Here is a 23,780-nt window from a genome sequence, read left to right as displayed (position 1 = left end):
GTGAAGCCCGGTGCCCCGAACCGTCGCGCGACCTGCCCTTGCGAAAGGATCGCCACCCCATGCTCCGTCGTCCCACCCTCGTCGCCGCCGCCCTCCTTGCGGCCGGCGCCTTGCTGCTGTCGGGCTGCACCGGCGATCCCGCGCCGGAGGCCACCGCGACCGCGATCACGCCCGACCCGAACGCGTCGGTCGACATCCGCCTCGTGCTCGAGCCCGGAAACCTCGACATCCGTGAGACGGCCGGCGCCGCGCTCGACCAGATCCTGATCGACAACGTGTACCAGGGGCTCGTTTCCCGCACGCCCGAGCAGGACATCGAGCCGTCGCTCGCGAGCGACTACGAGGTCTCCCCCGACGGCCTCACCTACACGTTCACGCTCCGCGAGGGTGTGCTCTTCCACAACGGCGAGGAGCTGACGCCGGAAGACGTCGTGTGGTCGCTCGAGCAGGTGCGCGACACCGAGACGTTCCGCGACTCGGCGCGCCTCGTGAATGTCGAGTCGATCACCGCCGACGGGCAGACGATCACGCTGTCGCTGAGCGCGCCGGACTCGACGCTTCTGTGGAACCTCACCGGTCGTGCGGGTCTCATCCTCAAGAAGGGCGACAAGACCGACCGCAAGACGGCGGCCAACGGCACCGGCCCCTTCAGGCTCGAGAGCTGGAAGCAGGGCGACAGCATCACCTTCGCCCGGAACGAGGACTACTGGGGCGAGAAGGCGAAGGTCGCCGAGGTCGTCTTCAGCTACCTGCCGGACAATCAGGCGGCTCTGGCGGGTGCCCTCGCCGGCGACTTCGACGCGCTCACCGGATTCGACGCGAACCTCACCGACCAGATCGAGGCGGGCGGCGACTTCACCGTCGAGCTGGGCGCATCGACCGACAAGGGAACGCTCGCCTTCAACTCCAAGAAGGCACCGCTGGACGACGTCCGCGTGCGTCAGGCGATCCGTCAGGCCATCGACAAGGAGGCGATCGTCACGGCCCTCGGCGCGGGCACGACCCAGTACGGCCCGATCCCCGAGCTCGATCCCGGCTACGAAGACCTCTCGTCTGTCGCCCCCTACGACCCGGAGGCGGCGCGTGCGCTCCTCGCCGAAGCCGGCGCGGAGAACCTGTCGCTGACGCTCACCCTGTACAGCGGCTACGGCACGACCGTGTCGCAGATCCTCGTCTCGAATCTCAACGACGTCGGGATCACGCTCAAGGTGGATGCCGTCGAGTTCCCGACCTGGATCAACGACGTGTACATCAACCAGGACTACGACCTGAGCTTCGTGCTCCACACCGAGGCGCGCGACTTCGAGAACTGGGCGAACCCCGCCTACTACTTCACGTACGACAACCCCGAGGTGCAGCGTCTCTACGCCGAATCGATCGCGTCGACCGATGAGACCGCCGCGGCCGACCTGCTGAAGCAGGCAGCCCGGATCGTGTCGGAAGACCACGCTGCCGACTGGCTGTACAACGGGGCTTCGGTCGTCGCCGTGAGCAGCGGAATCGCGGGGCTCCCGTCGGTGAACGTGAACGAGCGCCTCGACGTCGCCGAAGTGGTCAAGAGCGCGGAGTGATCCGCTACGCGCTGACGCGGCTGGCCCTGCTCCTGCTGGGTCTGCTCGTCGCCAGTGCGCTGATCTTCCTCACGCTGCGGGTTCTCCCCGGCGATGTGGCCCAGCTCATCGCCGGGCTGAACGCGACACCCGAGCAAATCGAAGCGATCCGCGACCGGCTCGGTCTCGACGCTCCCCTCGTCGTGCAGTACCTGCAGTGGATCGGCGGCATCCTCACCGGCGATCTCGGCAGTTCGCAGCTCACCGGAACCCCTGTGATCGACGAGCTCCTCCAGAAGGCCGAGGTGACGATCCCGCTGGGATTGATGGCCCTCACCGTCGCGCTCCTGATCGCCCTCCCGTTCGGAGTGCTGTCGGCCGTGCGACGCGGCCGCCGCGATGGCACGGCGCTCAACGTCGGCGCACAGACGATCGCGGCAGTCCCGGTCGTCTGGGCGGGGATGATGCTCGTCATCGTGTTCGCCGTGTGGCTCGGCTGGCTGCCCGCTCAGGGCTTCCCTCGCGAGGGATGGGACGATCCGGCGCGCGCCTTCCGCTCGTTGCTGCTCCCGGCCGTCACCATCGGGGTGATCGAGGGGGCGATGCTCATGCGATTCGTCCGTTCGGCGACGCTCCAGGCGGTAGGACAGGACTACGTGCGCACCGCCGCCGCGAAGGGGCTCACCCGCACCCGCGCACTCCTCCAGCACGGCCTGCCCAACGTCGGCCTGTCGATCATCACGGTGCTCGGGCTGCAGGTCGCCGGCATCCTCGTCGGAGCCGTCGTCATCGAGCAGCTCTTCGGGCTCCCCGGCATCGGCCGCATGCTCGTGGCCGACGTGGGCAACCGCGATCTTCCGAAGGTGCAGGGCGAACTCCTCGTGCTCACCGGCTTCGTCCTCGTCGTGGGGTTCGTCGTCGATCTCCTCCACCGGGTCATCGACCCTCGGCAGCGGGAGGCGGAATGACACCCCGAGCGACGACGTCCCCTGACAGCCCGAGCCGCGTGGCGTGGTTGCGCCGGCTGTGGCAGCTGTCGACCGGCCGTTTCGGCATCCTGGTCGTCGCCGCCATCGGACTCGTCGCGCTCGTCTCGTGGGTGTGGCTGCCGTTCGATCCGCAGCGTGTCGACATCGCCGCGCGCTGGGCACCCCCGGGGTGGCCGCACCTCCTCGGCACCGACAACAGCGGACGCGACATCCTGAGCCTCTTGATGGCGGGAGCCCGCACGACCGTGTGGGTCGCTCTCGGCGCGGGGCTCGTGGCGACGGCCATCGGGCTCGTCCTGGCCGCGCTCGGCGCCCTCACGGCGCGGTGGGTGCGCGAGTCGGTCGCCGTGCTCGTCGACATCCTCATCGCCTTCCCGGTGCTGCTCATCGCGATGATGATCTCCTCGGTGTGGGGAGGGTCGCTGTGGGTCGTGATCTTCTCCGTGGGCATCGGCTTCGGGGTGAACATCGCCCGAGTGACGCGCCCCGAGCTGCGGCGCGTGCTCCACAGCGACTTCGTGCTGGCGGGCCGCGCCAGCGGTCTGACGCCCCTGCAGAACCTCTGGCGCCACCTCCTCCCGAATGTCGCACCGGTGTTCATCGTCCAGCTCTCGTGGGGCATGGCGGTCGCCGTACTGGCCGAAGCCGGCCTCAGCTACCTCGGCTTCGGAGCACCCTCGACCGAGCCGTCGTGGGGCCTGCTGCTGAAGGAGCTCCAGGCGTACATCACGGTCTATCCGCTGAGCGTCGTCTGGCCGGGCCTGACCATCACCCTCACGGTGCTGGGGCTCAACCTCCTCGGCGACGCGCTCCGCGAGGCGACAGACCCCACACTGTCCCGTCGCCGATCGGCCGCGCAGACCCACCAGCCGGCGGTGATCGCATGAGCCTCGAAGTACGCGACCTCGTCATCGAGATCGGAGATCGCCGCGTCGTCGATCGCATCTCCTTCGACGTTCCCGACGGCGCGCGGCTCGGACTGATCGGCGAATCGGGGTCGGGGAAGTCGCTGACGGCGCTCGCGCTGCTCGGACTGCTCCCGGAGGGCGCGCAGGCGACCGGCAGCATCCGGTGGGACGGTCGCGAACTGATCGGCCTCTCCGACCGCGAGCTCGCTCGCCTGCGCGGCGACGAGATCGGCATCGTATTCCAGGAGCCGCAGACGGCCCTCAATCCGATCCGCACGGTGGGGCGGCAGATCGCGGAGTCGCTGCGCATCCACACGCCCCTTTCCCGCGCGGAGGCGCGCACGCGTGCCGTCGCCGAGGCGGAGCGCGTGCGCCTGCCCGACCCCGAACAGATCGTCCGGCGCTATCCGCACCAGCTCTCGGGGGGTCAGCGTCAGCGCGTCGCGATCGCGATGGCGCTCGCCTGCCGTCCGCGGCTGCTGATCGCCGACGAGCCGACGACCGCTCTCGACGTCACGATCCAGGCCGAGATCCTCGATCTCCTGGGGTCACTCGTCGCCGACGACGGGATGTCGCTCGTCTTCATCACCCACGATCTCGCCGTCCTGTCGCAGGTCGCGACCGATGCCGTCGTGCTCGAAGACGGACGCGTCGTCGAGCAGGGACCGCTGTCGACGCTGCTGACCGCGCCGTCCTCCCCCGTGACGCAGGGCCTTCTGCGCGACGCGACGGCGACGCTGTGGCGACCGTCTGGCGCATCGGGAGGCCAGCGATGAGCACCCTGCTGAGCGGACGCGGTCTCACGCGACGGTTCCGGGCGCCCGCCCTCCGGCCGTTCGGACCGCCGCGGTGGACGACCGCCCTCGACGACGTCGACATCGACGTGCGCGAGGGTGCGGCCCTCGGCATCATCGGCGAATCCGGCTCGGGCAAGTCGACGCTCATCCGCCTCCTGCTCGGATTGGACGCGCCGACGGCAGGCACGGTCACCGTCGCCGGAAGAACGGTCGACGCGCGCGCCTCGGCACGCTCCCTCCACTGGCTCCGACGAGAGACCGGGATCGTCTTCCAAGACCCGTACGCGTCGCTCGATCCGCGCATGAGTGTGGGCCGCATCGTCGCGGAGCCGCTGTGGGCGCTCGACATCGAGGGCGACCGGCGCGCGCGCGTGCGCGACGTGCTCACCGACGTCGGACTCGAACCCGACATGGCCGATCGGTTCCCGCACGAGTTCTCCGGCGGACAGCGCCAGCGCATCGCCCTCGCGCGCGCGATCGTGCACCGTCCACGCCTCCTCGTCGGCGACGAGCCGCTGTCCGCCCTCGACGTGACCGTCCGCGCGCAGATCCTCGACCTGCTGCGAGAACTGCGCACGACGCAGCAGCTGACACTCGTCCTCGTCTCGCACGACATCGGCGTCGTCCAGAACCTGTGCGACGACGTCGTCGTTATGAAGGACGGGCGGGTCGTCGAGGAAGGGCCCACCGAGAAGGTGCTCCTGACGCCGCAGGTCGCGTACACGCGTCGTCTGCTGGCATCCATCCCCACCCTCTCGCCCGGGGGCCCCGGTGTCGGCCGGGCTGACTAGCCTGACCTGCATGGATGCCGAGACGACCGACCCCCGCACCCCACACCCCGCCATCGCCCGCGACGACGCCCACAGCATCATCCCGGCCTACCTCCTGGCGCGGCTCGCGGCATCCGATCACCCCGGCTTCGCGCGCGCGTCGGAGGCCGCCCGAGCGACGCTCGCAATGCCGCGCACGTACCGGCCGGTCCGCGCGAGCATCGATCTCACGGTCGACGGCGATGCGCTCGTGGTGGAGGCCTCACCCGATCCCGACCGCCTCGTGTCCGACGCGCAGACGCGCGAAACGCTCCCCGGTGTGCCCGTGCGCCGCGAGGGCGACGGCCCGACCGGCGACATCGCGGCGGACCAGGCGTACGACGGGCTCGGCGAGACGTTCGCGTTCCTGTGGGATGCCGTCGAGCGGGTGTCGCTCGATGGGGCGGGCGGGGCGCTCCTGGCGACGGTGCACTACGGCGAGAACTACGACAACGCGTTCTGGAACGGCGAGCGCATGGTCTTCGGCGACGGGGACGGCGAGGTGTTCACCGGCTTCACCGGCTCGCTCACGGTGATCGCCCACGAGCTCGGCCACGGCGTCATCGAGAGCGCGGGCGGCCTCGTGTATGCGGGACAGTCCGGTGCCCTCAACGAGTCGATCGCCGACGTCTTCGGGGTGCTGACGGAGCAGCACGCGCGGCAGCAGACGGTCGACGAGGCATCCTGGCTCATCGGCGCCGGTATCTTCACGGCCGCCGTGCAGGGCGAGGCCCTCCGGTCGATGAGCGCGCCGGGAACCGCCTACGACGACGACGTCCTCGGGCGCGACCCGCAGCCGGCGCACATGCGCGACTTCGTCGACACGACGGCCGACAACGGCGGCGTCCACATCAACTCCGGCATCCCGAACAAGGCCTTCCATCTCGCCGCCACCGCGCTGGGCGGCTACGCGTGGGAGCGCGCCGGACGGATCTGGTACCTCACGCTCACCGGCGGCGCTGTCGCCCCGACGGCCGACTTCGCCGCGTTCGCCCGCGCCACGCTAGAGACTGCGACACGCGAGTACGGTGAGGAGTCGGAGGAGCACACCGCCGTCCGCGCCGCGTGGGTCGGCGTCGGTGTGATCGACGATGTCGCAGCCCGCTGACCGCACCGACGAGACCGCCGCGGAGCTCGCCCTCTCGATCCGAGTCGAGCGCACGGGAGGCTTCGCGGGGCTCACGCGCCGCTGGTCCGCGACTCCCCCGCCGGACGAAGCGGATCACTGGCGAACACTGATCGACGCGTGCCCGTGGGATGCCGCATCGCCTGGGGCAGGCGCCGACGCCGCGGCAGGCTCCGATGTCGGGGCGGGCGCCGATGTCGGGGCCACGACCGGAGGCGCCGACCGGTTCTGCTGGACGGTGGTCGCCGGCACCCCGGAGAGCGAGCACACCGCCGTGCTGCCCGAGACCGACCTCGGCGAACCCTGGCGGCGACTCATCGACTCGGTGCGCGAGGCGGATGCCGGTCGATCACCGGCCGAAGAGTGAGCGCTTCTTCCGTTTCTTGGCGTCGAGGTGCTTCTGCAGATAGATCGTGCCGAGCCAGCGCCCGAACTTGAAACCGACCCGTCCCATCCGCCCGACCTCGACGAAGCCGAGCTTCTCGTGCAGGGCCACCGACGCCTCGGCGCCCTTGTCGCTGATGACGGCCACCATCTCGCGGATGCCGAGTTCTTCGCACGCGGCGATCAGCGCCTCCAGGAGCGCGCGGCCGAGACCTTTTCCGGTGGCCGCCTGCCCGAGGTAGATCGAGTTCTCCACGGTGTACCGGTAGCCGGACTTTCCGGTCCACGGCGAGACCAGACCGTAGCCGAGGATCTGACCCGACGGCGACACGGCGACGAGGAACGGGAGCCCGAGCTTGTGCAGGTAGTCGAACTTGTCGGTCCAGCGCGCGTGCGACCACTTCTTCTCGTCGAGCGTCACGACGGAGTTGGTGACGTAGTAGTTGTAGATCTCCCTCACGTCCGCCATGTCGGTGCGGGTGGCGGGACGGATCTCGAAAGCGAAAGGACGCTCGGGCTCGGGAGCGCGGCGGAGGTGGTGCGGCAGCACCCGCCGAGTCTTCTCGTACTCCTCCTCCAGCATGGGCTCAGCCTACGGGGCGCACCCGCCAGTCCACGGAGTCCGCTCCCAGATCGGCGAGGAGCGCGTTGGCCCGCGAGAACGGCCGCGAGCCGAAGAACCCGCGACGGGCCGAGAGCGGCGACGGATGCGCGGATTCGATCACAGGGGTCTGCCCGAGCAGCGGGCGGAGGTTCGCGGCATCCTTGCCCCACAGGATCGCGACGAGCGGCCGGTCCCGAGCCACCAGGGTGCGGATCGCGTGCTCGGTCACGGCTTCCCAGCCCCATCCGCGGTGCGAGGCGGGTGCGCCGGGCGCGACCGTGAGCACGCGGTTGAGCAGCATGACCCCCTGATCGCTCCACGCCGAGAGGTCGCCGTGCGGCGCGGGAGGGATGCCGAGGTCGGTCTCCAGCTCTCGGTAGATGTTCGCGAGGCTCCGCGGGAGGGGGCGGACGTCGGCGTCGACGGCGAAGGAGAGCCCGATCGGATGCCCCGGCGTGGGATAGGGGTCCTGCCCCACGATGAGCACCCGCACATCGTTCAGCGGTCGCGCAAAAGCCCGCAGCACGCGATCCCCCGAGGGGAGGTAGCCGCGTCCGGCGGCCGTCTCGGCCCGCAGCCTCTCGCCGAGAGCGGCGATGTCGTCGGCGACGGGGGCAAGCGCCGATGCCCAGCCGGGGTCGATGAGTCCTGCCTCGGCGAGTTCCGACAGCCCCCGCGGCATCAGGCGCTCGCCTTCGCGCCGCCGTCCTCCTCGACGACCGTGCCCCGGGCCGACCACGGGAAGTCGATCCAGAGACCCGTCTCACGCCAGGCGTAATCCGGCAGCGCGACCGAACCGGGCTTCGTGTAGATGCACACCGAGCGCACGTCCGCACCCGCGTCGCGCAGCAGCTGCACGGCGAGCGCGAGGGTGCGGCCGCTGTCGGCCACGTCGTCGACGAGAAGCACGCGCTTTCCGGGCAGGTACCCGAGGTCGAGGTCGGGCGGCAGCAGTTCCGGCGCGTCGAGCACGGTGCCGATCCCCGTGTAGAACTCGACGTTCAACGCGCCGCAGCTCTTGACGCCGAGACCGTAGGCGATCGCCCCCGCGGGGAGCAGTCCGCCCCGCGCGATCGCGACGACCACATCGGGCACGAACCCGTCGCCGACGATCCGCCGCGACAGCTCGCGCGTCGCCTCCCCGAATCCGTCCCAGGTCAGCTTCTCGCGCTCCTGCGTCACCCGTTCCTCCTTCGTCGGCTCCAGCCTACGGCGCGCCGAGAGGGCTTCCTTCCGCTGCACGCGGTGTCAGCGCGCGTGAGACCTAGACTGACGCCGTGGCATCCCGACCCGCTTCATCCCCGCGGCCCGCCGCCGCCCCGCGTTCCTCAGCCCCGCGGTCCTCCGCCCTGCGCTCATCGACACTGGGGATCACCGCCGGGCTCATCGGCTGGTTCATCCTCGTCGAGGTGGTCAGCGGCATCCTGCAGGGGTACTACGTGCCCCTGTTCAGCGACATCGTCGTCGCCCTGGACATCCACGACTCCGACGTGAACTGGTTCGAAGCCGCGCAGCTGCTGCTCTCGGCGCTCGTCGTGCCCGTCCTCGCCAAGCTCGGCGACATGTACGGCCACAAGCGCATCCTGCTGATCGCGGCGATCCTCACGGCGGGCGCGACGTGGTGGCTCGCGTTCGCCGGCTCGTTCTGGACCTTCCTCATCGCCTGGGCGCTGCAGGGGTTCTACGTCGTGTGGCTGCCCTTGGAGATCGCCCTCATCTTCGAGCGCGGCCGCGCGCAGAATCGCGGGGTCTCTCTCACGCGTCGCGCCGCCGGTCTCCTCGTCGTCGGACTGCAGGCGGGCGCGATCATCGGCGCCCTCGCCGCCGGACGCATCTTCGCCGCCACCGGCGGCGACCTGACGCTCACCCTCATCGTCCCGGCCATCGCGGTGACGCTCGTCGCCGTCGTCATCTGGCTGTGGGTGCCGGAGTCCACCCCGCAACCGGGCCGGACGCTCGACACCTGGGGCTTCGTCATCCTCGCGTGGGGGCTGCTGCTCATCACGAGCGCACTCGCCTGGATGCGTCTCATCGGCGAACTCGACCTCGGTGACGGTGTCTGGGTGGGCGTCGTGACGCTCCTCGTGCTCGGCGTGGTCGTCCTCGTCGGCTTCGTGCTGTTCGAGCTGCGCCAGAAAGACCCGGCGATCGACGTCCGCGTGCTCGCGCGCCCCGACATGTGGCCCGTGCAGGTGACGGCGTTCCTCATCGGCATCAGCCTGCTCGGCGCACAGGGCCCCCTCTCCACCTACGCGGGCACCGACCCGTCGCTCGGCTACGGCCTGGGCCTGGATGCCACGGAGCGCTCGAACGTCATCGGCGTCTACCTCGTGTCGCTCATCGTGGGCGCCGTGCTGTTCGCCGTCACCTCGCGTCGGGCGAGCCCTCGGATCGTCCTGATCGCCGCCGCCCTCCTCGTCGGCGTCGGGTACACGCTCTTCCTGCCCTTCCACCTCGAGCTGTGGCAGGTGCTCCTGAACCTCTCGATCGCGGGCCTCGGTTGCGGTGCCCTCGTGGGCGCCATGCCGGCGGCGGCCGCGGCGGCCGCACCGCTCGGTCAGACCGGCGTGGCATCCGCTCTCACCAACACGACCAAGACGATCGGCGGCACATTCTCGTCGGCGGTGTTCGGCGTCGTGCTCGCCGGCGGCGCGGGGGTGGCGGCGAGCCAGACCGCCGCGTCGCTCGGCGGGTACCTGACGGTGTGGGCGATCTGCGCTGCGGGTGGCTTCCTCGCGGCGGCGCTCCTGTTCTTCGTCCCGAAGGTCGCTTTCGCCGACGCTGCGGAGACCCCCGCGGCCTGAGTCGGTCCCGGTCGGCGGCAGCTCGCGTCGCCAACTCCTTCGATCCAGGCGCGCGCGGCGGGTGCTCCCGCGTCGTTCCGCGGCAGGGCTACCGCGCGCATGCCGTTTTGGAGGAGTTACCGACGCGACGCGTCGCCCACACGAGACGGATCGGCCGAGCGAGCGCCCGCCGGTGCCGCCACCGACGCAGCGGTCAGGCCGCCGAGCGTTACGCGCGCGGGCGGAGTGGCCCGCGCGCCAGGAGATGCTGGGCCGACTGCGCGACAGGGCGCATCGTGACCAGGTCGAGGTTCACGTGCCCCGGAGCGGACAGCGCGTACGCGATCACGTCGGCCACGTCGTCCGCCGTCAGCGGCTCCGCCACACCCTCGTACACCTTCTCGGCCGCGGCCTGGTTGCCACCGAGGCGGTTGAGCGTGAACTCCTCCGTGTAGACCATGCCGGGGGCGATCTCGGTGACGCGGATCGGCTCCCCGTTGAGCTCCAGCCGCAGCGCGCGGGCGATCATCGACTCCCCCGCCTTCGCCGCGTTGTAGCCGGAACCGCCGGGGTAGGCGGTCTGGGCGGCCGTGGAGGTGACGTACAGCGCATCGGCGTGGTCGTCGTCGGCGGCGGCGGCCCGCAGCAGCGGAAGCAGAGCCGCGGTCACCCGCTGGGCCGACAGGACGTTCACCTCGAACATCCACCGCCAGTCCTCCGGGTCGCCGTTCTCGACCAGGTCGGTCCCGCGCGCTCCGCCGGCCACGTGGACGAGCGCGTGCACCGCACCCGACGCGGCCAGGTGCTCGGCCAGCGCCGACACGTCGGCCGCCGCGGTGAGGTCGGCGGCGAAAGACACGGAGCCCACCTCGGCATCCAGTTCGGCAAGCCGATCGGCGCGACGCGCGACCCCCACGACATCCCAGCCCTTCGCCCGGAGGGCTCGCACCGTCGCGGCCCCGATCCCCGAACTCGCCCCGGTCACCACTGCACGCCGTGTCGTCATGACCTCCACGCTACGACACCCGCAGCGCGGCCCCTCGGTGACCCGCGCATCCGCCCTCCCGCCGCGCACGTTACGTCACATTTCCCGGGCGTTGTTGCGAGGGATGCCGTGAACATACTGTCGAGCAACGGCATCCGCCGTGAGACCCGTGACCCGAACCCGCAGGAGCACACCATGTCCGCCAACGAGAACTGGCGCTTCGAGACCACGCAGATCCATGCGGGAGCCGCTCCCGACCCGGTCACGAAGGCGCGCGCCACGCCGATCTACCAGACCACGTCGTACGTGTTCGACAACGCCGACCACGCCGCGAACCTCTTCGCGCTGGCCGAGTTCGGCAACATTTACACGCGCATCCAGAACCCCACGCAGGATGTCGTCGAGCAGCGCATCGCGGCGCTCGAAGGCGGCACGGGGGCGCTCCTGGTGGCCTCGGGGCAGGCCGCAGAGACCTTCGCGGTGCTCAACATCGCCGAGGCCGGCGACCACATCGTCTCGTCGAGCTCGATCTACGGCGGCACGTACAACCTGTTCAAGTACACGCTGGCCAAGCTCGGCATCGAGACGACCTTCGTGGAGAACCAGGACGACCCCGAGGAGTGGCGTCGCGCCGTGCGGCCCAACACGAAGCTGTTCTTCGCGGAGACGATCGGCAACCCGAAGATCAACATCCTCGACATCCGCACGGTGGCCGACGTCGCACACGAGGCGGGCGTGCCCCTCATCGTCGACAACACGATCGCGACTCCCTACCTCATCCGCCCGTTCGAGCACGGCGCCGACATCGTCATCCACTCGGCCACGAAGTTCCTCGGCGGGCACGGCACCGTGATCGGCGGCGCCATCGTCGACGGCGGGAAGTTCGCGTGGTCGCAGAACGTGGAGAAGTTCCCCGGTCTCACCGAGCCCGACCCGTCGTACCACGGCGCGTCGTACACGACGGCGGTCGGCGACGCCCTCGCCTACATCATCAAGGCGCGCGTGCAGCTGCTGCGCGACCTGGGCGCCGCGATCTCGCCCCAGAGCGCGTGGCTGCTCATCCAGGGCATCGAGACGCTCTCGCTGCGCATCGAGCGTCACGTGCAGAACGCGCAGGAGATCGCGGAGTGGCTCGAGAACCACGACGACATCGCGTCGGTGAACTACTCGGGTCTGCCCACGTCGCCGTGGTACGCCGCCGCGAACACGTACGCCCCCAAGGGCGTCGGTGCAGTGCTGTCGTTCGAGCTCAAGGGCGGCGTTCAGGCGGGTCGTGAGTTCGTCAACGCACTCAGCCTCTTCAGCCACCTCGCCAACATCGGCGACGTGCGCTCGCTCGTGATCCACCCGGCCTCGACGACGCACTCGCAGCTCACGCCCGAGCAGCAGCTGACGACGGGGGTCACCCCCGGCCTCGTCCGCCTGTCGGTGGGCCTCGAGAACATCGACGACCTCAAGGCCGACCTGGAGCAGGCCCTCGCGGCCGCCCGTCGCGTCTCGGAGGCGGCTCGCGCCTGACCCGCACTCCACCGAACGACACGGATGCCTCGTCCTTCGGGACGGGGCATCCGTTGTTCGTCGGGCCGCTCAGGCGCCGTCCCACCACCGCAGCACGCGTCGTGCGCGCAACGTGACCCACCGGCTCGGTGCGCCCTCGTGTTCGCCCTCCATCTCGAAGAGCATGGGCCCTTCATGGCGGTTCTCGTAGGGGAACCGCCCGTCGGGGAGCTGCTTCGCGCGAAGCAGCTCGACCGCGTCACCCAGTCGCGGATCGCGCAGGTCGGCGCGACGGAAGTACTCGAGAGCGCGGAGCGTGTCGTAGAACCAGCGCACGGGGTACGACGCCATCCCGAAGCGCGGGTCGATGACCGCGTCGTCGGACTTCCGGAAGAGCAGCCGCCTCTCCAGCAGCACCTCCTCCCCACGCCGCAGCACCTCGTCGAGCCGCGCGTCACCGCCGCGGGCGCGGTGGGCGTCGCGGAGTCCTTCGAGCGCGCAGATCGTCGAGTGCAGCGATGCGACGCTCGTGCCGTCTTCGTCCCAGCAGTTCCAGCCGCCGTCGGGCAGCTGCCCCGCCACGAGCGTGTCAACGATGGCCGACCCGTCGCGTCCGAAGTACGTCGCGATCGTGAGCGCGACGCCGTTGATGCAGGGCTCCGTCTCGCCCTCGAAGTAGGGCTCGTCGTCGTGCTCCCACCGCACGTGCTGTTCGACGCGGTCGACGGCCGTCACCACCCGCGGGTCGTGCGGATCGACACCGAGGTCGACCAGCTGCTGCAGCGAGAAGTGCGTCGCCGTCCACGCGTCGAACATCGGCCGGGACTCGTCCACCCACCCGGGACGGTACACCCCGCCGTCCCACCGCCCGTCGGCACCCTGCTCGGCCAGCAGCCGCGCACCCCAGCCCTCCGCGGCGACACGTGCGCGTTCGGCAGCGACCGTCGCCTCGTCGGCATCCGTCAGGTCGCGCAGGGTCTGCCAGCGGATCGCCGGATCTCCCCCGAGCAGGTACTCGACTGCATCGTCCATGCCGGCGAGCGTACGCCCGGCCCCCGACACCGCCCGGCCCCCGACACCACGCAGGGCCGTAACACGACGCACGCCTGCGCCCACGACCGGGAGAATGGATGCCATGGACTGGCAGACCTCCGAAGACACGGTGCCGAGCGCACCGATCACGGAGGCCGACGCGCGCCTGCTTCGCGCGCGCCCGCCGGCGACCGGCGCGTGGCGCGACGGCGACGACCCGGGCGAGCGACGGTTCGCCGCGCTCGGCGCGTTCCGCACGGAAGGCGGCCGGGAGCTGCCCGGCATCCGTCTCGCGTACGAGACGTGGGGTGAGCTGTCCCCTGCGCGCGACAACGCCGTGCTCGTGCTCCACGCGCTGACGGGCGACAGCCACGTGCGCGGTGCCGCCGGGCGCGGACATCCCACCGCGGGCTGGTGGGAGGACGTCGTCGGCCCGGGGGCGGCGATCGACACGGACCGCTGGTTCGTGGTCGCGGCGAACATGCTCGGCGGATGCCAGGGCTCCACCGGACCGTCGAGCATCGCTCCCGACGGCTACGAGTGGGCGGGGCGCTTCCCGACGCTGACGATCCGCGATCAGGTCGAGGCGCAGGTGCGGCTCGCCGATGAGCTCGGCATCGACGTATGGGCGGCGGTCGTCGGCGGCTCGATGGGCGGCATGCACGCGCTGGAATGGGCGGCCGGTCACCCCGATCGCGTCGAGAGGCTGGCGGTGCTCTGCTCGCCGCCGACCACGACGGCCGACCAGGTAGCGCTGAACTCCGTGCAGCTCGAGGCCATCCGCATGGACCCGCGGTTCGCCGGCGGCGAGTACTACGACGCCGCGGACGGGGAGGGTCCGCACCGCGGCCTCGCGCTCGCGCGCCGCATGGCGCTGCTGAACTACCGCAGTCCCACCGAGCTCAACCAGCGCTTCGGTCGCAGCTGGCAGTCCGACAAGAGCCCGATGACCGCGGGCGGCCGGTACGCCGTGGAGAGCTACCTCGACTTCCACGGCAACAAGTTCACCCGCCGCTTCGACGCGAACGCCTACCTCACCCTCGTCGAGGCGATGAACTCGCACGACATCGGGCGCGACCGGGGCGGTGTCGAGGATGCCTTGGCCCGCATCACGGCCCGCACGCTCGTGCTCGGCATCGACAGCGACCGTCTGTTCCCCGTCGACGGTCAGCGGCGCATCGCCCGTGGCATCCGGTCGACCATCGACGACGACGTCGTGGTGCTCTCCAGCGACTTCGGCCATGACGGCTTCCTCATCGAGAGCGAAGCGGTCGGCAGGCACCTGCGCCGGCTGCTCGACTCCTGAGGGAGCGTTCGGAAAGGGACGTCAGACCAGCGCGGGACGCCGTTCGGCCCGGAGACTGACGACCGCGATCGCGAGCCCGGCGAGGGCGAGCACGACGCCCACCCAGACGGGGGCGACGAAGCCGAACCCCGCCGCGATGACCGCGCCGCCCAGGGCCGCTCCGGTCGCGTTGCCGATGTTCAGTGCGGAGTGGTTCAGGGCCGCGGCGATGGACTGGTTGTCGCCGGCGACGTCCATGAGCCTGGTCTGGATCGTCGGCCCGAGCACCGAAGAGGTGAACCCGATGGCGAACACGAAGACGGTGAGCGCGACGATCCAACCGGCGGTGAGGGCGAGAGCGACCTGGACGACCACGAGCCCGAGCAGGCCGCCGAGCAGCGTGCGCCGCAGATCGTGATCGGCGAGTCGCCCACCCGCGAGGTTGCCGGCCGTCATCCCGAGTCCCATCACGACGAGCACGACGGGCACCGCGGCCTGCGGCGACCCGGCGACCTCCGTCACCAGCGGCGCGATGTAGCTGTACGCGGCGAAGAAGCCGCCGAACCCGATCGCCCCGACGCCGAGCGTGAACCACACCTGTCCGATGCGGAAGACGCCCAACTCCGCGCGCAGCGTGCGCGCCGGATCGCCGGCGTGCGCGGGCACGAACACCCAGATCATGACGGCGGCGACCGCGAAGATCGTCGCGACCAGCAGGAACGCGATGCGCCAGCCGAACTGCTGCCCGAGGTACGTGCCGAGCGGAACGCCGACGACGTTGGCGATCGTGAGACCCATCATCACGGCGGCGACACCTCGCGCGCGCTTGCCCGGACCGAGCACATCGGATGCCACGAGCGCTCCGATGCCGAAGTACGCGCCGTGCGGGAGGCCGGCCAGGAGCCGTGAGGCGGCGACCGTCTCGAAGGTCGGTGCGAGGAACGTCAGCGCACTGAAGAACGTGAGCGCGGCGGCCAGCGCCAGCATGACGCGGTGCCGCGGGAACCTCGCGACGGTGGCGGCGATCGTCGGGGCTCCGATGACGACGCCGAGCGCGTACAGCGTGATGAGCCAGCCGGTCTGGGCGATGGCGCCGTCGGGGTCGGCGGCCGAGCGCGCAGGAAGCAGGTCGGCGGCGATGTCGGGCAGGAGGCCCATCACGACGAACTCGGTCATGCCGATACCGAAGCTGCCGATGGCGAGAGAGAGGAGCGCCCCCGTCGCCGCACCCCTCGAACGAGTCGAGGAGGTCACCGCACCATGCTACCCGCGGTCGTCCTCGCGCGCGGTCAGCGCCTGCTCGAGGCGATCGAGCTTGCCGGTGATCTCCCTCGTGTGGCCGGGGCGGATGTCGGCCTTGAGCACGAGCGAGACGCGGGAGCCGAAGGGCATCACGGCATCCGTGGCGGCCTTCACCACCGCGAACACCTCGTCCCACTCCCCCTCGATCTCGGTGAACATCGAGCTCGTGCGGTGCGGCAGCCCGGAGGCACGGACCACCGCGACGGCCGCGGCGACAGCGTCGTGGACCGATCCGTCGGCACGTCCGGTGCCGCTCGGGGCGACGGAGAAGGCGATCAGCATGGGTCCTCCAGGGTGTGGGACGGCGAGACGGTCAGGCGACGGCGCGAGGCGCGGCCAGTGCGGTGTGCCGGGGTGAGCGGACACGAGCCAGACGCGCCACCATCCAGGCGAAGAGCGCGATCAGCACGAGGTTGCGTGCCGTCAGCAGACTGACCGCCAAAGGCTCGGGCACGAGGATGCCCATGTAGAGCACCGGGTAGACGAACTGGGTGAGCAGCGCGGCGGCGAGCGCGAGGGTGGCGGGGGCGATCCACGCCGAGCGATCGAGCAGGAGTCCCAGCACGAGCGACGGGATGAGCCAGCACAGGTACTGGGGCGAACCCACCTTGTTGAAGACGATGAACCCGGTGACGAGCGCGAGAGACAGCACGGGGAACAGCGCATGGAACGTCGCGCCCCGCCACGCCTTCACGACGCCGAGCACAGCGACCGCGGCCATCGCGAGCACCAGCAGCGGGGTCATGGCGGCGATCACGGGGTCGATCTGGGTGCCCGTCACCTGGAACGTGAGGAGGTCGTACGAGTAGTACACGGAGAAGCCGTCGAGCCGCAGGAGAGCACCCCACAAGTACGGTGCTGCTACCGGTGCCTCGACCTGCAGCCCTCGCGTGGTCTGATCCCCGATGAAGCCGAAGGCGTTCGCGCCGCCTCCCGCGGCCCAGACCGCGGCCAGCGTCACCGCCGACACGGCGACCGCGCCGCCGATCACCGCGCCGCGTCGACGGAGCGCGACGAGAGCGGCCGCGAGCAGGGCGGCCGGCCACACCTTCATCCAGGTGACGGCCGCCAGGAGGATCGATGCGAGCCAGGGTCGACCGACGAGCCACAGGCACGCGGCGATCGCCACCGGGACGGTGAAGCCGTCGAGTCGGTAGAGGCCCACGGGACCGAGCGCCGCGATGTACGCGAGCCAGTACCACGCTGCCACCGTGCGGCCGGCCGCATGACCGCGACCGACGAGCAGGGCGAAGGCGACGGCATCCACGAGCATCACCAGGAGGACCCAGGCGACCGTGTAGGACCCGACGAACGGGACGAAGGCGTGCGCGAGCACCATGGGGGTCAACGCCAGCTGCGGATAGACCCAGGTCTCGTCGATCCCGACGATGCCGCCGCCGTTCAGCGCCTGCGTCGACCACGGTTCGTAGACGCGGTACACGTCGCCCATCGGCTCGTTCGGCATGAGGAAGCCGAGCCACGCCACGCCGAGATGTACGACGACGAACGCGACCCATAGAACCGTCCGTCTCGACACCCTCCCATCCTACGGAGAGCCCCCGGCGACTCACTCCGGCCTGTGGAGAGCGCCGACCGCTCTGGCCAGCTCCCCCGCGACATCGAGCGCCGTCACGGGTCCGCCGCCCGCGGCGCGCACCGCACGACGGGCCGCGTCGGCGTGGAGCCAGGCGCCCGTCGCCGCGAGCGGGCCGAGCGCCTCGACGTCGAGCTCGGCGACCGCGGCACGAGCGGCGATGACCGCACCGATCGCCCCCGCGAGCACATCGCCCGTTCCCGCGGTGGCCAGCCACGGGGTCGCATGCGGAAGCGTCACCGACCATCCCGACGGCGCGGCGACGACCGTCTCCGCTCCCTTGAGCACGACGCACGCGCCGAGGGCCTCCGCCGTCTCCACGGCAGCCTCCGCGCGCGACTCGCGCGGGCGCAGACCCAGCATCGCCCGCAGCTTCTCGTGCTCACGCTCGTGGGGCGTGACCACGATCGGCGCTGCAGCCCCCGGCGCGAGATCGAGGGCACCCGCGTCGACGACGACCGGCACCGTCCCTTGCAGGATGCCTTCGAGGGCACGGGCGTCCTCGTCCGAGCGGTCATCGGCATCCGTCCCCGACCCGATCAGCCACGCCTGCACGCGCCCCTCCGCGACGACCGTCTCCGGCCGACGCGACAGCACGAGATCGGCCGCGCGCGCCGGCCCGACGTACCGCACCATCCCGAGCCCGGTCCGCCACGCGGCCTCGACACCGAGCACCGCCGCCCCCGGGTACGCCGTCGAACCTGTTCGGATGCCGAGCACCCCTCGGGAATACTTGTCGTCGGACGCGGTTGGCTCACGAAGGAGCTCCGCCGCGTCGGATGCCGTCCATCCCCTGGCCGCCGTGTTCATGGCGCCACCCTATCCACGCCACCCCTGGAGCCTCACCGCATGAGCCTGCTGTTCTCGCCCATCGACCTGCACGGCATCCCCGTGCGCAACCGCTTGTGGGTCGCCCCCATGTGCCAGTACTCCGCCGTCGACGGCGTGCCCAACACGTGGCACCTCGTGCACCTCGCGCAGTTCGCCTCCGGTGGAGCAGGAGTCGTCATCGCCGAGGCGACGGCCGTCTCCCCCGAGGGCCGCATCTCCCCCGAGGACACCGGCATCTGGAACGACGAGCAGCGCGACGCCTGGCGCCCGATCGCGCACGCGATCCGCGACCGCGGTGCTGTCGCCGGCATCCAGCTCGCCCACGCGGGCCGAAAGGCGTCGACCTGGTCGCCGTTCACCGGCCACCGCGGCAGTGTGCCGACGAGCGAGGGTGGCTGGCAGACCGTCGCGCCCTCCGACGTCGCCTACGAGGGCTTCGCGGCCCCCGAGGCGCTGAGCATCGCCCAGATCGACGAACTCGTCGACGCGTTCGCACACGCCGCCGTGCGCGCCGTCGACGCCGGCTTCCAGGTGCTCGAGGTGCACGCCGCGCACGGCTACCTGCTCCACCAGTTCCTCTCGCCGCTGTCCAACCGTCGCGACGACGAGTACGGCGGCTCGCTGGAGAACCGCGCGCGCCTGCTCCTGCGCATCGTCGACGCCGTGCGCGCCGCGGCACCGGATGCCGCCGTCCTCGTGCGGTTCTCCGCCACCGACGCGGCAGACGGCGGCTGGGACGTCGAGCAGACGGCCACCGTGGCCCGGTGGGCCGCCGAACACGGCGCCGAGTTCTTCGACATCTCCAGCGGCGGCCTCGTCGCCCACCAGCGCATCGTGACCGGACCGGGCTACCAGGTGCCGCTGGCAGCCGCGGTCCGCGCAGCCGGCGCCGGTCCCGTCGGCGCCGTGGGCGAGATCACCGACGGCCCGCAGGCCGAGAGCATCCTCGCCGCCGGCGACGCCGACGTCGTGCTCGCGGGTCGGGAGTGGCTCCGCGACCCGCATTTCGCCCTGCGTGCGGCACGCGAGCTGGGCGAGACCGACAGCGCACCGTGGCCCGTGCAGTACGCGCGGGCGGCTCGCTGAGCGGATCGCCGTACTGACGGCAGAGGGGGCGGGCGCTTCGCGCACCCGCCCCCTCTGCCGTATCCGTCGCTAGCGGCGTCGCCTCGTCGCGTCGTGGACCTCGCCGACGAGTTCCTCGATGATGTCCTCGAGGAACAGCACCGCCGTCGTCTCGCCGCGCGCGTCGCGCACCTGCGCGAGGTGGCGACTCGACCGTCGCATCAACGCGAGAGCGTCCTCCAAGTCGGTCGTCTCCGACACGGGCACCATATGGTGGATGCGCTTGGCGGGGATCGGCACGTCGGCGAGCGCATCGGCATCCGGGCCCTCCGCCTCCCGCAGCACGTCCTTCAGGTGCACGTAGCCGAGCGGGATGCCGTCGGCATCCACGATCACGTAGCGCGAGAAACCGTGCCGGGCGACCGATCGCTCGATCTCGTCGGGCGTGGTCGATTCCGGGAGGGTGACCAGGTCGCCGAGCGGGACGGCGACGTCCTTCGCCTTCTTCTCGGTGAACTCGACCGCCGCCGTCACGGCGCCCGACGCGTCGTCGAGGACGCCTTCGATGCGCGACTGGTTCACGATCGTCGCCACCTCGTCGAGCGTGAAGGTCGAGGCGGCCTCGTCCTTCGGCTCGACGCGGAAGAGGCGCACGATGTGGTTCGCGATCCAGTTGAGCGCGACGATCACCGGGTGGAAGAGCTTGGATACCCACACCAGCGGCGGGGCGAGCATCAGCACGGCGCGGTCGGGCAGCGAGAACGCGAGGTTCTTGGGCACCATCTCGCCGAAGACGACGTGGAGGTAGGAGACCAGCACGAGGGCGAGGGCGAACGCGACGCCGCCGATGACCGCCTCGCTCCACCCCGTGAGACCGAGCGGCACCTCCAGGAGGTGGTGGATCGCCGGCTCCGACACGTTCAGGATCAGCAGCGAGCAGATCGTGATGCCCAGCTGGCTCGTGGCGAGCATGAGCGTCGCGTGCTCCATCGCGAACAGCGCGGTCTTGGCCGCACGCGACCCCTTCTCGGCGAGCGGCTCGATCTGCGACCGGCGTGCGGAGATGACGGCGAACTCGGCGCCGACGAAGAAGGCGTTGAAGATCAGCAGGACGAACAGCCATGCGATACCGGCCCAGTCGTTCATCGCACCTCACCCCCCTGCGTCTCCGCGCGGACAGCCTTCTCGGCACCCTCCGACATCGGTGTCGGCACGAACCGCACACGGTCCACGCGCCGGCCATCCATCCGGTGCACGGTCAAGGTTCCGTCCTCGATCTCCACCGTGTCGCCCACGACGGGGATGCGTTCCAGGGTCGACATGACGAATCCGCCGATCGTGTCGTAGACGTCGCCCTCCGGCACGCGGATGCCGGTGCGATCGCTGAGCTCGTCGGGGCGCAGGTCGCCGGGGAACGTCACGGCATCCGCACCCCGGACGATGCCGGCACGGCTGCGGTCGTGCTCGTCGAGCACCTCGCCGACGATCTCCTCGACGAGGTCCTCCAGGGTGACGACGCCGGCCGTGCCGCCGTACTCGTCGACGACGATCGCCATCTGATACCCGCGGGCGCGGAGCTCCGACATGAGACCGTCCAGGTGCACCGCCTCGGGCACCCGCAGGGGCTCCTCGGCGATCGCCGCCGCCGGCACGTCGGCCCGGCGGTCGCGCGGCACGCTGATGGCCTGCTTGAGGTGGACGATCCCGGTGATGTCGTCCATCGATTCGTCGTACACCGGGAAGCGGCTGTGGCCCGTGCGACGGGCGAGCTGGATGACTTCTTCGACGCTGTCCCCCGCCGCGACGGCGTGGACGCTCGGACGCGGCGTCATGACGTCGGCCGTCGTGAGGCGCGCGAAGGTCAGCGTGCGGTCCAGCAGCGAGGCCGTGTCCTTCTCGAGCACGCCCGCGCTCGCGGAACGGCGGACGAGGCTCGAGAGCTCCTCCGCGGTGCGAGCGCCCGACAGCTCCTCCTTCGGCTCGACGCCCATCGCCCGCAGCACCCCGTTGGCGCTGCCGTTGAGCACCGTGATCGCGGGGCGGAAGACCGTCGTGAACACCGTCTGGAACGGGATCACGAGCTTGGCGGTCTGACGGGGAACCGCCAGGGCGAAGTTCTTCGGCACGAGCTCGCCGATGATCATCGAGAACACCGTCGCCACCGAGATCGCCACGATCGTCGCGATCGGGCGGGCTGCCGACTCCGGGATGCCCCACGCGGTGAAGACGGGGTTCAACAGGTTCGAGAGCGCCGGCTCCATCGTGTACCCGGTGAGCAGCGTCGTCAGGGTGATCCCCAGCTGCGCACTGGAGAGGTGCGTCGAGGTGATCCGCAGCGCGCTGATCGTGAGCGACAGCCGGGACTCACCGGCGGCCTGTCGCTTCTCCAGCTCTGCCCGGTCGAGATTGACCAGGGCGAACTCGCTGGCGACGAACAGGCCCGTGCCGATCGTCAGGAGGAGCCCCACGCCCAACATGACGTAATCCATCACGCATCACCCCCGCTCGCGCGGGATGAGGGTCGGTGGGGCGAGTGTCTGCAACTAGGAGGGTCGTCCATCGTGCCGACGATTCTACGGCATCCCCTCTCGGAGCTCTCCGGAGCTTTCGCCGACCGGAAAGTGGCGCCGCGACTCGCGAAGCGTGCCGGAAAGTGGCGGCGAGGCGGGGAGAGCCCGCGGCGGCTACCAGCTGACCGGGAGCGCCTTGCCCTCTTCGTAGCCGGCGGCGGACTGGAGCCCGACGGTCGCGCGCTCGTGGAACTCCGCCACGGTGGCGGCTCCGGCGTAGGTGAACGACGAGCGCACGCCCGACGTGATCATGTCGACGAGGTCCTCGACCGACGGGCGCAGCGGATCGAGGTAGATCTTCGACGACGAGATCCCCTCCGCGAACAGCTCCTTGCGGGCACGCTCGTACGGGTCGAGCCGGCCGAACCTGCCGTGCACGGCCTTCGTGGACGCCATCCCCCACGACTCCTTGTAGACGCGGCCCGCGGCATCCGTCTGCAGCTCGCCGGGCGCCTCGATCGTGCCGGCGAACCACGAGCCGATCATGACGGATGCCGCACCCGCCGCGAGCGCGAGGGCGACGTCGCGGGGGTACCGCACTCCGCCGTCGGCCCAGACGTGGGCGCCCAGCTCCGCGGCGGCCTGGGAGGTCTCCAGCACTGCGGAGAACTGCGGACGTCCGACGGCGGTCATCATGCGCGTCGTGCACATGGCGCCCGGACCCACGCCGACCTTCAGGATCGATGCGCCGGCGTCGACCAGATCGCGCACCCCCTCGGCGGTGACGATGTTGCCCGCGACGAGCGGGATGCCGAGGTCGAGGGCCGCCACGTCGCGCAGGGCGCGGAGCATGCCCTCCTGGTGGCCGTGGGCCGTGTCGACCACGAGGACGTCCACTCCGCCGCCGGCCAGGGCGCGCGCCTTCGCGGCGACGTCGCCGTTGATGCCGACGGCGGCCGCGACGATCAGCCGCCCGTCCGCATCGACGGCGGGGCGGTAGAGCGTGGATCGCAGCGCCGTGCGCTGCGACAGGGTGCCGACGAGGTAGCCGTGCTGCAGCACGCACACGGTCTCGGCCTCCGCGGCGACGATGAGGTCGAACGCGTGGCGCGCGTCGGTGACGTCGTCGGCGTCGATGGATGCCGCGCGACCGCGTGCGAGGTCGCCCAGACGGGCATCGGGCAGAGCGGTTCCCAGGCGGGTCGCGGGCACCACCCCCAGGACGTCGTCGATGTGCACACGGTCGTCGCGCTCGACGGCCACGACGATGCCGTGGCCGTCGGTCGCCGGGAGCAGACTCGCCGCGTCGGCCACGGTCGCCTCGGGCGGGAGTACCAGCGGGGTGTCCCACACGACCGGCTGCGCCTTGACCCAGCGGATCGCGGCGTCGATCTCCTGCAGCCGCATGTCCTGCGGCAGCACGCCGAGACCGCCGCGGCGCGCGAGGGTCGCGGCCAGTCGCGCTCCGGTGACCGAGTTCATGTTGGATGCCACGAGCGGGATCGTCGCCGTGGACCCGTCGCCGGGCGCCAGATCGACGTCGAGACGGCTCGTCACGTCCGATCTGCGCGGCACGAGGAAGACGTCCGAGTACGTCAGGTCGACCTGGGGGCGCTCTCCGGAGAAGTGCATGATTCCACGGTACCCACTCCTGACCGCACCGACGCCGGCATCCGTACTGCGGCCGTGATTACTGGGATACCCTTGTTAGTCGTGCGCAAGTGCCACG

23 protein-coding genes are annotated in these 23,780 nt (G+C 70.9%); 11 read left to right on the top strand and 12 right to left on the bottom strand.

Annotated elements, in window-relative coordinates:
- The first annotated feature begins 59 nt into the window (after positions 1-59).
- The 7 genes from ACSQ18_RS03835 to ACSQ18_RS03805 are packed head-to-tail and all read left to right on the top strand — an operon-like array spanning position 60 to position 6,546.
- Positions 60-1,571, top strand: coding sequence for an ABC transporter substrate-binding protein (locus ACSQ18_RS03835; protein ID WP_436035851.1), 1,512 nt, complete (start codon positions 60-62; stop codon positions 1,569-1,571).
- On the top strand, positions 1,568-2,518 hold the full coding sequence (locus ACSQ18_RS03830) for an ABC transporter permease (RefSeq protein WP_301039530.1): 951 nt from the start codon (positions 1,568-1,570) through the stop codon (positions 2,516-2,518). Before ACSQ18_RS03835 ends, ACSQ18_RS03830 begins: the two co-directional genes overlap by 4 nt.
- Positions 2,515-3,426, top strand: coding sequence for an ABC transporter permease (locus ACSQ18_RS03825; protein ID WP_436035849.1), 912 nt, complete (start codon positions 2,515-2,517; stop codon positions 3,424-3,426). Before ACSQ18_RS03830 ends, ACSQ18_RS03825 begins: the two co-directional genes overlap by 4 nt.
- Positions 3,423-4,223, top strand: a complete 801-nt coding sequence (locus ACSQ18_RS03820; protein ID WP_436035847.1) for an ATP-binding cassette domain-containing protein — start codon at positions 3,423-3,425, stop codon at positions 4,221-4,223. The genes ACSQ18_RS03825 and ACSQ18_RS03820 overlap by 4 nt, the downstream gene beginning before the upstream one ends.
- Positions 4,220-5,035, top strand: a complete 816-nt coding sequence (locus ACSQ18_RS03815; RefSeq protein ID WP_436035845.1) for an ABC transporter ATP-binding protein — start codon at positions 4,220-4,222, stop codon at positions 5,033-5,035. Before ACSQ18_RS03820 ends, ACSQ18_RS03815 begins: the two co-directional genes overlap by 4 nt.
- Positions 5,036-5,045: 10 nt before the next feature.
- Positions 5,046-6,161, top strand: a complete 1,116-nt coding sequence (locus ACSQ18_RS03810) for a M4 family metallopeptidase (RefSeq protein WP_436035843.1) — start codon at positions 5,046-5,048, stop codon at positions 6,159-6,161.
- Positions 6,145-6,546, top strand: coding sequence for a protealysin inhibitor emfourin (locus tag ACSQ18_RS03805; protein ID WP_436035842.1), 402 nt, complete (start codon positions 6,145-6,147; stop codon positions 6,544-6,546). Before ACSQ18_RS03810 ends, ACSQ18_RS03805 begins: the two co-directional genes overlap by 17 nt.
- Here ACSQ18_RS03805 and ACSQ18_RS03800 read toward each other — a convergent pair.
- The 3 genes from ACSQ18_RS03800 to ACSQ18_RS03790 are packed head-to-tail and all read right to left on the bottom strand — an operon-like array spanning position 6,529 to position 8,349.
- Complete coding sequence (locus tag ACSQ18_RS03800; protein WP_144807377.1) at positions 6,529-7,146, bottom strand: GNAT family N-acetyltransferase; 618 nt, start codon at positions 7,144-7,146, stop codon at positions 6,529-6,531. The genes ACSQ18_RS03805 and ACSQ18_RS03800 overlap by 18 nt on opposite strands.
- 4 nt (positions 7,147-7,150) lie before the next feature.
- A complete protein-coding gene (locus ACSQ18_RS03795; protein WP_436035840.1) occupies positions 7,151-7,849 on the bottom strand; it encodes a uracil-DNA glycosylase in 699 nt (232 codons plus the stop codon).
- Positions 7,849-8,349: a phosphoribosyltransferase gene (locus ACSQ18_RS03790; protein ID WP_436035838.1), complete on the bottom strand. Its 501-nt coding sequence runs from the start codon at positions 8,347-8,349 to the stop codon at positions 7,849-7,851. Before ACSQ18_RS03790 ends, ACSQ18_RS03795 begins: the two co-directional genes overlap by 1 nt.
- A gap of 167 nt (positions 8,350-8,516) precedes the next feature.
- Here ACSQ18_RS03790 and ACSQ18_RS03785 point away from each other — a divergent pair, with 167 nt between their 5' ends.
- Entirely contained in the window at positions 8,517-9,971 is a 1,455-nt protein-coding gene (locus ACSQ18_RS03785; RefSeq protein ID WP_436038380.1) for an MFS transporter, read from the top strand.
- A 208-nt stretch (positions 9,972-10,179) separates the two neighbouring features.
- Here ACSQ18_RS03785 and ACSQ18_RS03780 read toward each other — a convergent pair whose 3' ends face one another.
- The gene (locus ACSQ18_RS03780; RefSeq protein WP_436035836.1) at positions 10,180-10,956 is read right to left on the bottom strand and encodes an SDR family oxidoreductase; all 777 of its coding nucleotides are present in this window, start codon (positions 10,954-10,956) and stop codon (positions 10,180-10,182) included.
- Positions 10,957-11,130: 174 nt separating this feature from the next.
- Between ACSQ18_RS03780 and ACSQ18_RS03775 the strand changes: the two genes are divergently transcribed.
- Complete coding sequence (locus tag ACSQ18_RS03775; RefSeq protein ID WP_144809133.1) at positions 11,131-12,453, top strand: bifunctional o-acetylhomoserine/o-acetylserine sulfhydrylase; 1,323 nt, start codon at positions 11,131-11,133, stop codon at positions 12,451-12,453.
- Positions 12,454-12,522: 69 nt separating this feature from the next.
- Here the strand turns inward: ACSQ18_RS03775 and ACSQ18_RS03770 are convergent, their stop codons facing one another.
- Positions 12,523-13,464: a hypothetical protein gene (locus ACSQ18_RS03770; protein WP_436035834.1), complete on the bottom strand. Its 942-nt coding sequence runs from the start codon at positions 13,462-13,464 to the stop codon at positions 12,523-12,525.
- 103 nt (positions 13,465-13,567) lie between these two features.
- Here ACSQ18_RS03770 and metX point away from each other — a divergent pair, with 103 nt between their 5' ends.
- Positions 13,568-14,770, top strand: a complete 1,203-nt coding sequence (gene metX / locus ACSQ18_RS03765) for a homoserine O-acetyltransferase MetX (protein ID WP_436035833.1) — start codon at positions 13,568-13,570, stop codon at positions 14,768-14,770.
- A 21-nt stretch (positions 14,771-14,791) separates the two neighbouring features.
- Here metX and ACSQ18_RS03760 read toward each other — a convergent pair whose 3' ends face one another.
- The 4 genes from ACSQ18_RS03760 to ACSQ18_RS03745 are packed head-to-tail and all read right to left on the bottom strand — an operon-like array spanning position 14,792 to position 18,455.
- A complete protein-coding gene (locus ACSQ18_RS03760) occupies positions 14,792-16,003 on the bottom strand; it encodes an MFS transporter (RefSeq protein ID WP_436035831.1) in 1,212 nt (403 codons plus the stop codon).
- A 9-nt stretch (positions 16,004-16,012) separates the two neighbouring features.
- Positions 16,013-16,333, bottom strand: a complete 321-nt coding sequence (locus ACSQ18_RS03755; protein WP_436035829.1) for a thiamine-binding protein — start codon at positions 16,331-16,333, stop codon at positions 16,013-16,015.
- 31 nt (positions 16,334-16,364) lie between these two features.
- On the bottom strand, positions 16,365-17,588 hold the full coding sequence (locus tag ACSQ18_RS03750) for a hypothetical protein (protein ID WP_436035827.1): 1,224 nt from the start codon (positions 17,586-17,588) through the stop codon (positions 16,365-16,367).
- A 30-nt stretch (positions 17,589-17,618) separates the two neighbouring features.
- On the bottom strand, positions 17,619-18,455 hold the full coding sequence (locus ACSQ18_RS03745; protein WP_436035825.1) for an ADP-dependent NAD(P)H-hydrate dehydratase: 837 nt from the start codon (positions 18,453-18,455) through the stop codon (positions 17,619-17,621).
- A 39-nt stretch (positions 18,456-18,494) separates the two neighbouring features.
- Between ACSQ18_RS03745 and ACSQ18_RS03740 the strand changes: the two genes are divergently transcribed.
- Positions 18,495-19,562 (top strand): NADH:flavin oxidoreductase/NADH oxidase, encoded by a 1,068-nt coding sequence (locus ACSQ18_RS03740; protein ID WP_436035823.1) that lies wholly within the window; start codon positions 18,495-18,497, stop codon positions 19,560-19,562.
- A gap of 69 nt (positions 19,563-19,631) precedes the next feature.
- On the opposite strand, the gene ACSQ18_RS03735 is transcribed toward ACSQ18_RS03740, so the two are convergent.
- The 3 genes from ACSQ18_RS03735 to ACSQ18_RS03725 all read right to left on the bottom strand — a co-directional run bounded on the left by ACSQ18_RS03735 (position 19,632) and on the right by ACSQ18_RS03725 (position 23,683).
- Complete coding sequence (locus tag ACSQ18_RS03735) at positions 19,632-20,687, bottom strand: hemolysin family protein (protein ID WP_436035821.1); 1,056 nt, start codon at positions 20,685-20,687, stop codon at positions 19,632-19,634.
- A complete protein-coding gene (locus ACSQ18_RS03730) occupies positions 20,684-22,030 on the bottom strand; it encodes a hemolysin family protein (protein WP_436038379.1) in 1,347 nt (448 codons plus the stop codon). The genes ACSQ18_RS03735 and ACSQ18_RS03730 overlap by 4 nt, the downstream gene beginning before the upstream one ends.
- Positions 22,031-22,225: 195 nt before the next feature.
- A complete protein-coding gene (locus tag ACSQ18_RS03725) occupies positions 22,226-23,683 on the bottom strand; it encodes a GuaB1 family IMP dehydrogenase-related protein (protein WP_436035820.1) in 1,458 nt (485 codons plus the stop codon).
- Positions 23,684-23,780: the final 97 nt, after the last annotated feature.

This window comes from Microbacterium sp. LjRoot45, assembly GCF_964253325.1.
Classification (GTDB): Bacteria; Actinomycetota; Actinomycetes; order Actinomycetales; family Microbacteriaceae; genus Microbacterium.
Note: the sequence above shows the minus strand (reverse complement) of the source record. Positions and strands in the feature narration are given on the sequence as shown.